The following is a 15,784-nucleotide window of genomic DNA, read 5'->3' as shown; positions in this document are numbered from 1 at the left end:
ACGAGCGTCAGTGCAGGTATAATGGCCAGTCATTCAAAACATCGCTAACCGGAAGATTCAGGATAATCATGCTCGATCCCAAACGTGTCCGCACCCAGACAGAAGAGATCGCCCGTCGGCTGGCCATCAAGAATTTCGAATTCGATACCGCCACCTTCGAGCAGCTTGAGGAACGTCGCCGCGCCCTTCAGGTGCGCACGGAAAATCTACAGAGCGAGCAGAACAAGCGGTCCAAGTCCATCGGTAAGGCCAAAGCCGCCGGTGAGGATATCCAGCCGCTGCTGGACGAGGTGGAGGACCTGAAGAAACAGAAGTCCGAAGCCGAAGACGAGCTCCGCACTCTCCAGGAGGAGCTCAACGCCTTCCTGGCCGGTATCCCGAATCTCCCGGATGAAGATGTACCAGCCGGCGAGAGTGAAGACGATAACGTTCAGATTCGCACCTGGGGTACGCCCAAGAGCTTTGATTTCGAGCCCAGGGACCACGTTGCCCTGGGTGAGAGTCTGAAAGGCCTGGACTTCGAGACTGCGACCCGCCTGGCCCATTCGCGCTTTGCCGTCATGCGTGGCCCGGTGGCACGGCTGCACAGGGCTCTGGCCCAGTTCATGCTGGATCTGCACACACAGGAACATGGCTACCTGGAGACCTACGTACCATATCTGGTTAATGCCGATAGCCTTTACGGAACCGGCCAACTGCCGAAGTTTGAGGAAGACCTGTTCAAAACGGAAGGCGAGCATCCGCTGTACCTGATTCCCACTGCGGAAGTTCCCGCCACTAACCTGGTATCGGATTCGATCCTTGATGCCGCTGAGCTGCCCTTGCAGATGGTCTGCCACACTCCATGCTTCCGCAGTGAAGCGGGCTCCTACGGCCGGGATACTCGCGGCATGATCCGTCAGCATCAGTTCGACAAGGTGGAGCTGGTGCAGGTGGTTCGTCCCGGCGATTCAGACGCCGCCCTTGAAGCCCTGACCGGCCATGCCGAAAAGGTACTTCAGTTGTTGGAACTGCCTTATCGCGTGGTTGCACTCTGTGGGGGCGACATGGGCTTTTCCGCGGCCAAGACCTACGATCTGGAGGTCTGGTTGCCAGGGCAGGACAAATTCCGTGAGATTTCTTCCTGCTCCAACACCCGTGATTTCCAGGCACGCCGCATGCATGCCCGTTGGCGTAACCCGGAAACCGGAAAGCCCGAACCGGTCCACACCCTGAACGGATCGGGTCTTGCCGTTGGTCGCGCATTGATTGCGGTCATGGAGAATTACCAGCAGGCAGACGGCAGCATTGTGGTACCGGAGGTTCTCAAGCCGTATATGGGAGGCGTCGACAGAATCCAATGAGTGATCAGCAAAAAACCGCACAAGGAAAGGGCGTTGGTGCAACCCCTGCACCGGTAAGGTACAGGGTTAACCCGGTTACCTCGAACCCGAACACATCTTCGGGCGAGGTGGCCCTTGTCGGGGCCGGGCCGGGTGATCCTGAACTGCTGACACTCAAGGCCTGGAGGCTGATTACATCCGCCGAGGTCGTGCTCTACGATCGTCTGGTTTCGCCGGAAATACTGGCTATGATCCCGGACACCGCGGAAATGATTCACGTTGGCAAGCAGCGGGCCAACCACACCTTGCCTCAGGATCAGATCAACCAGCGATTGGTGGATCTGGCCAGGCAGGGCAGGAAGGTTGTCCGTCTTAAAGGCGGAGATCCGTTTATATTCGGTCGTGGTGGGGAAGAGATTGAAACCCTGGCCGATGCTGGCGTCCGGTTTCAGGTCGTGCCGGGGATAACCGCCGCCTCCGGCTGTGCCTCTTACGCCGGTATACCGCTGACCCACCGGGATCACGCCCAGTCTGTAAGGCTTGTGACTGGCCATCTCAAGAATGATACCTGCGATCTGCCCTGGAAAGACTTCGTCCAGAACAATCAGACCCTGGTGTTCTACATGGGGTTGGTGGGCCTGCCGATTATCTGCCGGCAGCTGGTCGCCCACGGTATGTCTCAGGAAATGCCTGTGGCGTTGGTCTCGAAGGGAACAACAAGGGATCAGCGTGTGGTAACAGGTAATCTCTGCAACATTGTCGAAAGGGTAGAAGCCGAAGCCGTCCAGCCGCCAACGTTGGTCATTATCGGACACGTGGTGGCCCTTAGGGAAAGGCTGGACTGGGTAGGTGGGGTTATGACAACGGGGAGCTGAGGCTCCCCGTTTTATATCTGCCCTTGATCAGCCGATCTTGCGCTTGGGCAGTACGTCCTTGAGTTTGTCGCGCATATCCCGGATTGCCTTTTCCGTGGTTGGCCAGTCGATACAGGCGTCCGTCACCGATACACCGTACTTGAGATCTGCCAGATTCTCAGGGATGGACTGGTTACCCCAGTTAATGTTGCTCTCCACCATCAGGCTCTGGATTGACGTATTACCTTCCAGGATCTGGTGGGTAACATCCTGCATGACCAGCGGCTGAATGGCCGGATCCTTGCTGGAGTTGGCGTGGCTGCAGTCGATCATCATCGACTTGCTCAGGCCGGCTTTTTCCAGAGCCTGTTCACACAGTGCAACACTCACAGAATCGTAGTTGGGTTTGCCACCCCCGCCGCGCAGAACAACGTGTCCATAGTTATTACCCTTGGTGCGGATAATCGCGACCTGGCCTTGCTGGTCGATACCCAAAAAGCTGTGGGGATGGGACACGGATTTCATGGCGTTGACCGCGACGTCAAGACTGCCGTCGGTGCCGTTCTTGAAACCGATCGCCATGGACAGGCCGCTACTCATTTCCCGGTGTGTCTGGGATTCAGTGGTACGGGCGCCGATGGCAGACCAGGCAATAGTGTCCTGAAGATACTGCGGAGAAATCGGGTCCAGTGCTTCGGTAGCTGCGGGCAGGCCAAGCTCGTTGATATCAAGCAGCAGGCGACGACCAATGTGAAGCCCCTGTTCAATATCAAAGGTGTCGTTCAGGTGCGGATCGTTGATCAGACCTTTCCATCCGACTGTTGTGCGGGGCTTCTCGAAATAGACGCGCATAACGATCAGCAACGTATCGCTGACTTCATCGGCAAGCTTCTTGAGACGCGCTGCGTAATCCCTGGCAGCTTCGACATCGTGAATGGAGCAGGGACCAACCACGACAAACAGCCGGTGGTCTTTGCCATCCATGATGTCATAGATGGCCTGGCGGCCCTTTGAGACGGTTTCTGCGGCCTTGTCGGAGAGTGGCATCTCCTTTTTCAGCGCTTCAGGAGTGATCAGTGCTTCCTGGCTCGCCACATTCAGATTCTCTAGTTTGTTGCCCGACATGTTGTTCTGCTTCCCCGATTCTGATCGTTGCAGCCCTGATGGACTATTCATTATGCCAACAAGGTTGCAGATTAACGCGAATAACGCCGGTGCACGGTTGCGGTAAACCCCGGCGAGTTGGTTATACTGCGTTATTTACAGGGCCTTTTCAACGCTTCTTAAGTACGGGGAACGGATGTCGCAAAACAGGCAGAGACCGAAGCATGTGCCTTCCGTTGCAGCGGTTTCAGGCAAGATTGACGATGTTCTGTCCGGCATCCGCGTCCCAGACCTCCCATACCCGGCGGGCAAGCTCGAAGCGGACGCTGTCAGCGACTGGCGCCCGCTGCTTATCTCCTGTTGGTCCGAACAGCGCGACGAACGCGTCACCCATGTAATCCGCTCTGTCCATCTGGAGTGGTCAGCCCGCCAGGTAAATGCGGCCTATGTGGCCGACCGCATCATGGATGTTTTCCTGAAAACCAGCGGCCTCCACCCAAGCCTGGCGCGCCGTGTGGCCAGGCTGCGTTTCTACCTGGCCTGGCGCATGAATCTGGAGGGCAAGAAAGCCTTCAGCAAGGCGCTACTGGAGTGGCTGGACAGCCTTCAGGAGTGGCGCGGCTGGAGTGATTCCGGAGGCCGTTCCGCCAAGGTTCTGATGGATCAGCTGGATTCGCTGGTTATCGCCGTTTCCGCAAGTTTTGAATCCGGCAAGACGGAGCCGGTGAACGAATTTTGTCATCGCTGGCAGGAAGACGCCGGGAAGAGGAATGCCCAGGTTGGAAAGCTCCGCCAACGGCTGCTGGAAACCGAGCAGGGCGCTGCAAAACAGCGCAAGGCAGAGCAGTCTTCCCGGGCATTGATCGGTCGGGCTCTCCAGGGGCGCAAGCTGCCGCTTCCGATTGTCCGCTTTATCCTTGATCACTGGCAGGGTCTGCTGAAACAGTCGATCTGGGATTCCGGTCTCGAGGGAGAGAATCTGCGACATGGCAGCAAGTTGCTGGAATGGCTGGTCTGGATTGGTGATCCGTCGCTTTCCGACAAGGACCGTAACCGGCTCTATCACGTGGGCGAACAGATCGGTGATCGCATCCTTGATGTTTGGAAACGGGTTTTTAATGAGTCACTGCCTGCGGAGTCCCTGTCTGGGATCGAATCCGCTATGGTTTCCAGGCTAAGAGGAGAGGCGCCGGATCTTGTGAAGGCTCTGCCTGCGGCGGGGAGCTTCCACTGGGACAGCACTTGGCTCAGCTTCGAAGTGCCCGCTGCAGAAGCTTTTGAACCGTATGAGGGGCAATGGTTTGTCGAGGGCGAGGGTGTCGGAGAGCAGCGCCGTTACTTCTATGCGTTCTTGCCGGAATCGGCAGAAATCCTCTGGACCAACGGCGCCGGTGTAAAACTGGGGCTGCAGACCTGGGGCGAGTTTCAGAGGGCACTTGAGCAGGAGCAGATCCGGCCATTGCCGCAGCTCACGCCGTTCGGAACGGTGTTGGCAGAAACCGTGGAACTGCTTGCTCGTGTCTGCGAGAAGCAGCGTCGGCAGAGGGAACAGGCGGCGGAAGCTGCCAGGCTACGCGCCGAGGAATTGAGGCGGGAAAAAGAAGTCGCGGAAGAACGGCGCAGGGCCGAGGAAGCGGAGCGTGAAGCCGAGCTTGAGCGCCAGAGGCAAGCCGATGAAGAGCAACGTCTAGCCGATGAACAGGCTGAAAAGGAACGGATCCGGAAGGAAAGAACGCTGCTGGCCGAGAAACAGGTGGATGCCATCAAGCTTGGTGGCTGGATTGTCGTTGAACCCGATGAAACGTCTGATGAACCGGCCCGTCTGAAACTGGCCGTGCGCATCAATGCGTCCAGAAAGCTGGTGTTTGTGGACCGTTTGGGCCTGAACCGCCGCGAATTCCTTGAGGACGCCCTGGTTGAGGGGATTGTCGAAGGGCGGGTCCGGGTTCTGGGAACCTCTGCAGAATTCGACGACACCCTCAGCAGGGTCGTTGGCCGAATCCGCGTAGGCCGCAACTGATATTGCCGAAGCAGGAAAAACAACAATGGCAGATAACGACTATAGCTTTGGAACCCGGAATGAACCGCCCGTTGATCAGGACAATCGGGCCGATTACCGCCTTACGGCCCGGGCCAGGGCGATACTCGAGCTCGAGTCCGGCTTGCCGGAAGAAGCCGGGGCCGAGGAGCGGGAGCTTATCTGCGGTATTCGCGATATTTCCGCCAGTGGTCTTTGCCTGACCGCTGACGAGCCTCTTTCCCTGGGGGCCCTGCTGCCGGCGAGCGTCTTGCTTGGCAACCATGCGGAACCGTTCAGTCTAATCGTTGAAGTGGTCTGGTGCCGACCCAACGAGTCGAGCTTTCTGGTAGGGGCGCGAATCATCGAGTCCGATGAAACCGCCTACGTTGAGTGGATGGAGGCTGTGGCCTCGGCGATGGCCCAGGATTGAATGTTTTCGGTGCAATCCAACGAAAAGAGCCGGCATAGCGCCGGCTCTTTTGTTTTCGGAATCGGGTAAGACTTACTCTTCCAGTTCACCCATGCCGGTGATGTTGAAGCCGCCGTCGACGTACATGATCTCGCCGGTAATACCGGAGGATAGATTAGAGCCGAGGAATGCGGCTGCATTGCCCACCTCGTCGATGGTGACGTTTCGACGCAGCGGTGCTCGCCTGGCGTTTTCAGCCAGCATCTTCCGGAAGCTCTTTATGCCAGAAGCGGCAAGAGTCTTGATCGGGCCTGCCGAAATACCGTTCACACGAATGCCGTCACGGCCCAGGCTGGCAGCCATGTAGCGAACGTTGGCTTCCAGGGAAGCCTTGGCCAGGCCCATCACGTTGTAGTTCTGCAGAACCTTCTCGGCACCCAGGTAGCTCAGGGTAATCAAAGAGCTGCCTTCATGCATCATGCCCCGTGCTCCCTTGGCCAGGGCAACAAAGCTGTAGGAGCTGATATCGTGGGCAATGCGGAAGCCGTCACGGGTGGTAACGTCCACATAATTGCCGTCAAGTTCGTGACCCGGGGCGTAGCCAACTGCATGGACAATAATGTCGATGTTATCCCAGTGCTTTCCCAGCTCCTTGAAGACGTTTTCAATTTCTTCATCGCTCGCGACGTCGCACGGGAAGGTCAGCTTGCTACCCCACTGTTCGGCGAACTTTTCAACCCGTGGCTGAAGCTTTTCGTTCTGGTAGGTAAACGCCAGTTCGGCGCCTTCGCGGGCGAATGCCTCGGCGATGCCGTAAGCGATGGACAGTTTGCTGGCTACGCCAACGATCAGTGCTTTCTTGCCACTGAGGATTCCCATGGGTCGTTCTCCCTGTGTTCCTGATTTGGGTGCATTATCCCTGAGTGCTCTGGCAGGGGTAACGCTCAAATAGTCGTAGTTGTGTTTTGGTAAAAGAACGCAGCATTCAGCAGCTCACGGGTGTAGTCCGCCCGTGGTGCATGGAAGATTTCAGCCGCGTCACCGTACTCCACGATCCGGCCATGCTGAAGCACCAGTAGTTTATGGCTCAGGGCGCGAACAACGGCAAGATCATGGCTAATAAAGATATAGCTTAGACCATAACGGGTCTGGATATCCCTCAACAGTTCAATGACCTGTTTCTGAACGGTGCGGTCCAGAGCTGAGGTGGGTTCGTCCAGTATGATCAGATCGGGCTGCAGAACCAGGGCCCGCGCGATGGCGATGCGCTGGCGCTGGCCGCCGGAAAATTCGTGGGGATATCGGTGGCGCGCCTCCGGATCCAGACCAACATCGGTTAGCGCACGAATCACCTTCTGGTCATGTTCGGCGGCGTTATCCGAGTCATGGATTTCCAGACCCTCCCGGACAATTTCCGCAATGGACATTCGCGGGCTAAGGCTCCCGAACGGATCCTGGAAGACAATCTGGACTCGCCGTCGCCAGGGTCTGAATTCCTTCTGATTCAGAAACGCCAGCTCTTCTCCGGCGAGGCGTATGCTGCCGGTGCTGGCAGTCAGCTTGAGTAGAGCATGGCCAATAGTGGTCTTGCCGCTACCGCTTTCCCCGACGATGCCGAGTGTTTCCCCCCGGTTGAGTTGGAAGTCCGCGCTCTGCACGGCATGAAAGGATTCTTTCACCTTGCCCAGAAGACTCTTGCGGATGGGAAACCGCACGTTCAGCTGTTCAACCGCGAGCAATGGCTCCGCCCGTTTTCCGAGGGCCAGGGGCGCTTCCGGAGGTTCGGCATCCAGTAGCTTTCTGGTGTAAGCGTGTTGTGGGCTGGCGAACAGGGTGTCGGTATCGGCTTCTTCCACGAGCTTTCCGTGCTCCATCACCGCCACACGGTCCGCATAGCGACGCACAATGGTCAGGTCATGAGTGATCAACAGGATGGCCATGCCCAGCTTCTTCTGGAGATCGCGGAGCAACTCCAGAACCTGTTTCTGAACAGTGACGTCCAGCGCCGTTGTGGGCTCATCCGCGATCAGCAGGTCTGGCTCGTTGGCCAGGGCCATGGCGATCATCACTCGTTGTTTCTGTCCGCCCGACAATTGGTGGGGATAAGCGCCCAGCTTGGTTTCCGGGTTCTGTATGCCGACCAGATCCAGCAGCTCCAAACACCGTTGCCTGGCTTGCGGGCCCCGCATCCCCTTGTGCAGTTCCAGGGTCTCGCCAATCTGCTTTTCCACCGTGTGCAACGGGTTCAGGGAGGTCATCGGCTCCTGAAAGATCATGCCGATTTCACGGCCCCGGATCTGGCGCATTCGTTTCTCGGTGGCGGCTAGCAGGTCTTCACCGCGGTACCGGATCTGTCCGCTGGGGTAAGTGACGTGGCGGGCATCCAGAAGGCGCAGGATCGAAAGCGCGGAAATGGATTTTCCGGAGCCACTTTCGCCGACAAGGGCCAGAGTCTCGCCTTCGCGAACAGACAGTGAGAGTAGGTCAACCGCTGCGGGCCCTTGATCGAAACATATGGAGAGGTCGGAGATCTGAAGCAGTTGGTTCATATCAGCTCTTCCTCGGATCAAAGGCGTCGCGTACGGCTTCGCCCACAAATACCAGCAGTGTGAGCATGAGCGACAGCGATACAAAGGCGGAAATGCCGAGCCAGGGCGCATGCAAATTGGCCTTGCCCTGGGCAATCAGCTCACCCAGCGATGGTGACCCGGAAGGGAGACCAAAGCCGAGGAAATCCAGGGAAGTCAGGCCCGTAATTGCGCCCGTGAGGATGAACGGCAGAAAGGTGAGGGTGGCCACCATGGCATTGGGCAGGATATGCCGAAACATGATTTTTCGATTATCCAGCCCGAGAGCCCTCGCGGCTTTCACATACTCAAAGTTACGAGCTCGCAGGAATTCTGCCCGGACCACATCTACCAGACCCATCCAACTGAACAGTAGCATGATGCCCAGCAGCCACCAGAAGTTGGGTTGGACAATACTGGAAAGAATGATCAGCAGGTACAGCACTGGCAGCCCGGACCAGATCTCGATAAAGCGTTGGCCGAGCAAGTCGATTTTGCCGCCGTAGAAACCCTGGATGGCACCCACAACGACGCCAACAATGCAGCTGGCAATGGTCAGGGTAAGGCCAAACAGCACCGATATACGGAAACCATAAATCACCCGCGCGGCAACATCCCGGCCCTGATCGTCGGTCCCCAGCCAGTTTTCGGCGCTCGGTGGCGCTGGTGAGGGCACATCAAGATCGTAGTTGATGGTGTTGTAGCTGAATCGGATAGGTGGCCAGATCATCCAGCCGTTGGCCCTGATCTCATCAGCGATAAAAGGGTCCCGATAATCCGCTTCGGTGGGCAGGAAACCGCCAAAGGTTTCTTCCGGGACCGACTGGACAACCGGGAAATACAGGTCACTTTTGTAGGACACGACCAGTGGGGAATTGTTGGCAATCAGTTCTGCCGCTAACGAAAGGCCGAACAGGGCCAGAAAAATCCACAATGACCAGAAACCCCGGCGGTTTTTCCGGAAGTTTCGCAGACGCCTCTGCTGGATCGGGGTGAGGGATCGGAAATTCACGCACCCTCCCGGCTTTCAAAATCGATCCGTGGATCGACCAGGACATAGGTGATGTCGCTGATCAGCTTCAGGATAAGTCCCATCAGGGTGAATATGTACAGGGTGCCGAAGATCACCGGATAATCGCGGTTCAGGGCAGCCTCAAAGCCCAACAATCCAAGCCCGTCCAGGGAAAAGATGACTTCAATGAGCAGTGAGCCGGTGAAGAACAGAGCGACCAGAACACCTGGCAGACTGGCAATTACGATCAGCATGGCATTACGGAAAACGTGGCCATATAGCACTTCTTTCTGGTCCAGCCCCTTGGCGCGAGCGGTCACCACGTACTGTTTACCGATCTCGTCCAGGAACGAGTTCTTGGTCAGCAATGTCAAAGTGGCGAACCCGCCGATGACATTGGCGGTGACCGGCAAAGCCAGATGCCAGAAGTAGTCGCCGATTTGCTGATACCAGGTGAGTTCGTCGAAATTCGATGAAGTCAGACCGCGAAGCGGGAACCAGTCAAAATAACTGCCGCCGGCAAACAGCACGATCAGCAGTATGGCGAACAGGAAGCCCGGTATGGCATAGCCCACCACAATGGCGGAGCTGGTCCAGACATCGAAGCGAGAGCCATCGGTCACGGCTTTTCGGATGCCCAGGGGGATGGAAATAAAATAGATGATCAGTGTCGACCAGAGGCCCAGCGAGATGGATACGGGCATTTTGTCGAGAATCAGGTCGATAACGCTTTTTTCCCGGAAGAAGGAATCGCCGAAGTTGAAGGTGGCGTAATCGCCCAGCATCTTGAAGAAGCGCTCATGGGGCGGTTTGTCGAAGCCGTACATGACTTCGATTTCCTTCAGGAGCTCATCGGGAATACCGCGGGAACCGCGCGTGTCCCCGGAGGAATCCGCTACCTCGCCGCCGGTACCGCCGCCAGAAGCCCGGGCCAGGGCACTGCCGCCGTGGCCTTCCATCTCCGCAATCAGCTGCTCAACCGGCCCGCCAGGGGCTGCCTGCACGATGACAAAGTTGAGCAGCATGATTCCGATCAGCGTGGGAATGATCAGCGCCAGACGCCTGAGTATATAGATGCCCATTTAGCGGCGTGTTCCTCAGGGCTTCGCCCACCAGTTGTCCAGGTCGATGCCGTTCTTGGGCGTCTCGGCCGGACGTTGCAGATGGTTCCAGTAGGCGACGCGGTCGCTTCTCAGATGCCAGTGTGGAATCACATAGTGGTGGTGCAGCAGAACCCGGTCCAATGCCCGAACCCGGTAAACCAGTTCCTCACGGTTTGGAGCCTGAATTACCATGTTCACAAGCTCGTCGATCACCGGATTGCTCACGCCCATGTAGTTCCGCGAGCCTTTGGCATCCACGGTGGATGAATGCCAGTATTCCCGCTGTTCATTGCCCGGCGAATCCGACTGGCCGAACACCTGGGTGATCATGTCGAAATCGAATTCCCTCAGGCGCTGGATGTACTGGTTGCTGTCCACGAGGCGTACGGTCACATCGATACCGAGACGGCCGAGGTTGTTCTTGAAGGGCAGAACCACACGCTCGAAGCTCTTCTGGAACAGCAGGATCTCGAACGCCAGTGGTTCGCCAGTTTCGCCGTGTACCATCTTGCCATCTCGAATGACATATCCAGCGGACTTGAGCAGCTCCATAGCGGTTCTCAGGTTCTCGCGCAGGCCCTGCTGTCCTTCTGTGGTGGGTGGCTGGTACTCCTGGGTAAACACATCATCGGGTAGCTGATCCCGGTAAGGTTCGAGTATGTCCAGTTCACGGCCGGTCGGAAGACCAGAGGAAGCCAGGTCGCTGTTTGCGAAGTAGCTGTCAGTGCGGGTGTACTGGTCGAAAAAGAGGTTCTTGTTGGCCCACTGGAAGTCGAAACCATAGGCCAGCGCTTCACGAACCAGCGGGTCGGAAAACACCTTCCTGCGGGTGTTGAAGGCAAAACCCTGCATGCCTGAAGGACGGTGGTGCTCGATGGCTTCCTTGATAATCGTGCCGTTTTCGAACCGTTCCCCGGTGTAGGCCGTGGCCCAGTTCTTGGCGGAAGACTCCAACCGAAAATCAAAACTGCCGGCCTTGAAGCCTTCCAGCGCCACGGTGTCATCGGTGTAATAGTCGTAAGTAATCTGGTCGAAATTGAACCGTCCGTTCCGAACGCCAAGGTCCTTAGCCCAATAGTCTTCAACGCGTTCGTAGGTAATCGATCGACCGGCTTCGAAGTCACCAATACGGTAAGGGCCATTGCCCAACGGTGGGTTGAGGCCATTCTTGCCAAACTCCCGATCAGCCCAGTAGTGCTGGGGCAAAATGGGCATTTGGCCAAGGATCAGCGGTAGCTCCCGATTGCTGGTTTCCTTGAAGTCAAAACGTACCCGCCGAGGGCCCTCTATGGTCACCGATTTGACGTCAGCGTAGTAGTTCCGGAAGAAGGGGTGCCCCTGGGTAGTAAGGGTGTCGAAGGAGAACTTTACGTCTTCAGCGGTAATGGCTTCACCGTCGTGGAACCGCGCCTGCTCCCGGATATTGAAAACCACATAGCTTCGATCTTCAGGAGTCTCCAGGGATTCGGCAATCAGGCCGTAGGCTGAAAAGGGCTCATCGTCGGAGGATTCCAGCAAGGTGTCATACAGATAGTTGCTGATTCCTGCTGCAGCCACGCCCCGGATATCAAAAGGATTGAAGGAATCGAAGCCGTTGGCGACAACGGCCATTTTCAGGGTTCCGCCTTTTGGGGCGTCTGGATTAACGTAATCGAAGTGGCTGAACCCGGCGGGGTATTTGGTTTCGCCGTGCATGGCAACGCCATGTGCTGGCATTGCCTCCTCGGCGACGGAAAACGGAGAGATAAGCGGTGTGGCGATGAGCGCCAGGGCTGAAAAAAACGACGTAAGGGATGAGGCTTTCCGTGTTCTTGTCATGAGTCTCGCACGTCAGGGACTGTTTCGGATATCAACGTAGAGTACCAGACTTTGCCCGGGTTGCAGATAACGGGCGGTATTCAGATCGTTCCAGCTTGCGATGTCCCGCACATTCACAGAAAACCGGCTGGCAATCCGGGCCAGCGAGTCGCCTTTGCGTACCCGGTAGCCGACTTTTCGAACCATCGCCTTGCCACGGCCGCTGTTGGCTGCCATCACCGTTGGTTGACTGGTTTTGGACCAGATAACCAGCTCTTTGCCTGGTATCAGTGGGTCGCCGGGTGCCATACCATTCCAGGCAGCCACTTGACGCACGGAAACCCGATGCTCGCGCGCAATGTCCCAGAACGTATCGCCTTTGCGAACCGTGTAGCGAACCTTGTTCCCGTCCCGTTTACGCTCCTGTTTACGCTCGAGCCGCTGGGAGGCGCTCAGGGCATAGGCGTCACTGCCCTTGGAGGCGGAAGGAATCATCAGGCGTTGGCCAACCCGTATCAGATCGCTGTTCAGGTTGTTCACCTGCTGGAGTACTGATGGTGTTGTGGCAAATTTCCGAGAAATCGAATTGAGGCTGTCGCCGGATTTAACCTTGTAGTTGTGCCATGAAACCCGTTGATCGGCAGGAATTTGCGCCAGCGCCGTGCGGAAGGACTCGGCGTTCTGAATCGGCACGAGCAACCGATGAGGACCTTCCGGTGAGGTTGCCCACCGGTTGTAGGAGGGATTGAGCAGGTAGATCTCATCCACATCCACACCGGCCAGCTCTGCCGCCTGAGCAAGATCCAGCTGGGAGCCGGTATCAACCACCTCGAAGTAGGGTTCGTCTTTCAGTGATGGCAGTTTGATGCCATAGGCCTCGGGATCGTCGAATATTTTCGCCAGCGCGATCAGTTTGGGGACGTAATGGCGGGTTTCCCGGGGCAGATGAAGCGACCAGAAGTCTGTCGGCTTGTTGCTGTTACGGTTGCGGCGCATCGCGCTGGAAACGGTGCCCCCACCACTGTTGTAGGCTGCCAGAGCCAGGGTATGGTCGCCGTCAAATCGGTTGGCCAGGCGATCAAGATAAGTCAAAGCCGCGTCGGTGGCGGCGATGACGTCCCGACGATCATCGTGCCACCAGCTTTGGGTCAGGCCGAAGTACTTTCCGGTGGAAGGGATAAACTGCCAGAGGCCTGCAGCCCGGCCATGAGAATAGGCGAAGGGATCAAACGCGCTTTCAACAATCGGTAGCAGGGCGTATTCAGCCGGCAGGCCGCGCTTTTCGGTCTCGTTAACAATGTAATGAAGGTAGCGGCTACCACGCTCCACCACCCGGTCGATATAGCCCGGGTGACGGGCATACCAGTTTAGCTGGTCCCGGACGCGTTCGTTGTCGATATCATGGTCGAGCACAAACCCTGAACGCAGTCGAGCCCACAGATCTTGCTCAACCACTTCCGGCTCAGGGGGGGTCTGAACCGGATTGTCGAGCTTTTCACGGGCATCCCTCGCGGCATCTTTCAATTCCGGTGCAATGGCCTCGTCCAGTGGCTCGTTGCGGGCAGCATCGCCGTTCTCTCCGGTCTCAACCGCTTTCTTCAGGCCTTCATCGCCGGCGGCAACGGTGACTTCCTGAGTGTTCAGCGGGCTTTCGTCGCCCTGGCTGATCAGGCTACTACAGCCGCTCGCGAGGGCTCCGGCGAAAAACAACAACGACAATCGTCTGACCGACATAAGGGCATCCGGTTACTGGTTGAGGCCGGACTCAGAGTCTGAAAACCCGGCACATTGAACAATTTACGGTCACAAAGTTGAAATGATTCTATGGGACCGCTTTCAAAAGGGTCAAGAAACCTCTCGTTACGGCTCTGAGAGGATTTGTTAAGTGCGTATTGCCGGGCGTCAGAAGTTATCCTTGCCGTGGCGGATAGCTGCAAAGATGGCGTTATCCGAATCCGCTGGCAACCCGTGGCTGGCGCAATAGGCACGGGCGGAATCCACCACCGTGGGGTCATCCCAGCGCAGGAACGGATTCAGTCGCTTCTCGTTTTCAAGTACGGAAGGCACGGTTGGCTTTCCTTCATTGCGGGCGGCCTGACACTGGTGCTCGAATTCCTTTAGCCCCTCATCCTCAGGCAGCCAGCTGCGGGCGAAACGGAGATTCGCGAGGGTGTATTCGTGGGCGCAATAAACGGCGGTTTTGCCTGGCAGCGCCCTCAGCGTCTGGAGAGATTGGCGCATCTGCTCAGGAGAACCTTCGAACAGGCGGCCGCAACCACAAACAAACAGGGTGTCGCCGCAGAACAGAACCGGGCGGCCCTGAACTTCGACATCGGTGAAGTAGGCAATGTGGTCCAGGGTGTGACCGGGTACGCCAAGAACCTGGAAGGTAATGTCTTCCCAGATGACCTCGTCGCCGGGGTGCACAAGGTTGGTGCTACCTTTATAGGGTGAATCAGCGGGCCCGGTCACACGGCATTCGGGAAAACGGGAAACAAGCTCTTTGACGCCACCAACATGATCCGGGTGGTGATGGGTCACCAGGATGGTATCGAGAGTCAGGCTGTTCTCGGCCAGGTGGTCCAGAACCGGCTGGGCCTGGCCCGGATCCACGATCAGCGCTTTATCGCTGGCGGTGTCGGAAAGGCACCAGATATAGTTGTCACTGAAGGCGGGTATGGCAGAAATGGTCAGCATAGGGCCCCACATGTGCTTGTCGAATGTGACTGATATGATAGAGCATTAAATACATGGCCCCAACCACAGGTTAGGGCCTCCGGGAGTGGCGCATTGGTGAGCGAATCCGACGCAGTTGATTATTCCACCCGACATGAAAGCTTTGAGCGCTGGTTCCAGACCCCGCTGGGCCGGGCACTCCTGGCGGACCAGAGACGCTTTGTGGATGCCGAGCTCCAGCGCCTGACAGGTGCCAGGCAGTTACAGGTGGGCATCAGTCATCGGCTGCCACTTGCCACCGGCACGGATTTTTCCCAGAAGATCATGACAGCGCCGCGATGGTATCCCCAGATACCTGACGGTGTCGCTATTTGCGATGCGGACGAACTGGCATTTCCCGGTGATTCCATGGATCTCGTCGTGCTGCACCATACCGCCGACTTCTCGCCCTATCCGCACCAGGTGATCCGGGAGGCTGCGCGGGTGCTCCGGGGCGAGGGCACCATGGCGTTGTTTGGCTTTAACCCGCTCAGCCTCTGGGGAGCGCGAAAACTGATCTCCAGGAGTAGCGAAGGCCCCTGGGGCGGCCGTTTCTTGTTGCGGGGGCGAATGGAAGACTGGCTTCACCTGTTGGGTTTTAATGTCGAGTCGTCCATTACCCGGTTTTTCAGAACGCCACTGCAGCGCGCAGGACGCAAACCCGTGAGCCGGATTGACAACCGCCTGTCCGGAAACCGACTCCTTCCAGTAGGGGCCTATTACTGTATCCTTGCCAAAAAACGCGTGCATGCCCGGCTGCCAAGACGACCGGTCTGGCGACAAAGCAAGGTCATTGCCCTGCCTGGGACTGGCACTGTTGGCGCCTCTCGGGGCTGCACCCGGAGTGGCTTGCCAGGAAACAAGCTTAAATGAATCATTGA

13 protein-coding genes are annotated in these 15,784 nt (G+C 57.3%); 5 read left to right on the top strand and 8 right to left on the bottom strand.

The window, feature by feature from the left end:
* Positions 1-68 precede the first annotated feature (68 nt).
* Positions 69-1,343: a serine--tRNA ligase gene (gene serS, locus FMN52_RS02440; RefSeq protein WP_148607132.1), complete on the top strand. Its 1,275-nt coding sequence runs from the start codon at positions 69-71 to the stop codon at positions 1,341-1,343.
* The gene (gene cobA, locus FMN52_RS02435) at positions 1,340-2,197 is read left to right on the top strand and encodes a uroporphyrinogen-III C-methyltransferase (protein WP_148607131.1); all 858 of its coding nucleotides are present in this window, start codon (positions 1,340-1,342) and stop codon (positions 2,195-2,197) included. The genes serS and cobA overlap by 4 nt, the downstream gene beginning before the upstream one ends.
* A gap of 27 nt (positions 2,198-2,224) precedes the next feature.
* On the opposite strand, the gene FMN52_RS02430 is transcribed toward cobA, so the two are convergent.
* A complete protein-coding gene (locus FMN52_RS02430; RefSeq protein ID WP_148607130.1) occupies positions 2,225-3,301 on the bottom strand; it encodes a 3-deoxy-7-phosphoheptulonate synthase in 1,077 nt (358 codons plus the stop codon).
* Positions 3,302-3,506: 205 nt separating this feature from the next.
* On the opposite strand from FMN52_RS02430, the gene FMN52_RS02425 reads away from it, so the two are divergent.
* On the top strand, positions 3,507-5,300 hold the full coding sequence (locus tag FMN52_RS02425; RefSeq protein ID WP_240339371.1) for a DUF1631 family protein: 1,794 nt from the start codon (positions 3,507-3,509) through the stop codon (positions 5,298-5,300).
* 25 nt (positions 5,301-5,325) lie between these two features.
* A complete protein-coding gene (locus tag FMN52_RS02420; RefSeq protein ID WP_148607128.1) occupies positions 5,326-5,730 on the top strand; it encodes a PilZ domain-containing protein in 405 nt (134 codons plus the stop codon).
* A gap of 72 nt (positions 5,731-5,802) precedes the next feature.
* On the opposite strand, the gene FMN52_RS02415 is transcribed toward FMN52_RS02420, so the two are convergent.
* From FMN52_RS02415 to gloB, 7 genes are all read right to left on the bottom strand, one after another.
* Positions 5,803-6,588, bottom strand: a complete 786-nt coding sequence (locus tag FMN52_RS02415; protein ID WP_148607127.1) for an enoyl-ACP reductase — start codon at positions 6,586-6,588, stop codon at positions 5,803-5,805.
* Positions 6,589-6,653: 65 nt separating this feature from the next.
* Complete coding sequence (locus FMN52_RS02410; RefSeq protein ID WP_148607126.1) at positions 6,654-8,258, bottom strand: ABC transporter ATP-binding protein; 1,605 nt, start codon at positions 8,256-8,258, stop codon at positions 6,654-6,656.
* Position 8,259: 1 nt separating this feature from the next.
* A complete protein-coding gene (locus FMN52_RS02405; RefSeq protein ID WP_148607125.1) occupies positions 8,260-9,288 on the bottom strand; it encodes an ABC transporter permease in 1,029 nt (342 codons plus the stop codon).
* The gene (locus FMN52_RS02400) at positions 9,285-10,370 is read right to left on the bottom strand and encodes a microcin C ABC transporter permease YejB (protein ID WP_148607124.1); all 1,086 of its coding nucleotides are present in this window, start codon (positions 10,368-10,370) and stop codon (positions 9,285-9,287) included. The genes FMN52_RS02405 and FMN52_RS02400 overlap by 4 nt, the downstream gene beginning before the upstream one ends.
* Before the next feature lie 15 nt (positions 10,371-10,385).
* Positions 10,386-12,209 (bottom strand): extracellular solute-binding protein, encoded by a 1,824-nt coding sequence (locus FMN52_RS02395; protein ID WP_148607123.1) that lies wholly within the window; start codon positions 12,207-12,209, stop codon positions 10,386-10,388.
* A 12-nt stretch (positions 12,210-12,221) separates the two neighbouring features.
* On the bottom strand, positions 12,222-13,922 hold the full coding sequence (locus FMN52_RS02390; protein ID WP_148607122.1) for a LysM peptidoglycan-binding domain-containing protein: 1,701 nt from the start codon (positions 13,920-13,922) through the stop codon (positions 12,222-12,224).
* A gap of 168 nt (positions 13,923-14,090) precedes the next feature.
* The gene (gloB, locus tag FMN52_RS02385) at positions 14,091-14,885 is read right to left on the bottom strand and encodes a hydroxyacylglutathione hydrolase (protein WP_148607121.1); all 795 of its coding nucleotides are present in this window, start codon (positions 14,883-14,885) and stop codon (positions 14,091-14,093) included.
* Between the two features lie 96 nt (positions 14,886-14,981).
* Between gloB and FMN52_RS02380 the strand changes: the two genes are divergently transcribed.
* A complete protein-coding gene (locus FMN52_RS02380) occupies positions 14,982-15,776 on the top strand; it encodes a class I SAM-dependent methyltransferase (RefSeq protein WP_148607120.1) in 795 nt (264 codons plus the stop codon).
* Positions 15,777-15,784 lie beyond the last annotated feature (8 nt).

Source organism: Marinobacter sp. BW6 (genome assembly GCF_008107725.1).
Taxonomy (GTDB): domain Bacteria; phylum Pseudomonadota; class Gammaproteobacteria; order Pseudomonadales; family Oleiphilaceae; genus Marinobacter.
Note: the sequence above shows the minus strand (reverse complement) of the source record. Positions and strands in the feature narration are given on the sequence as shown.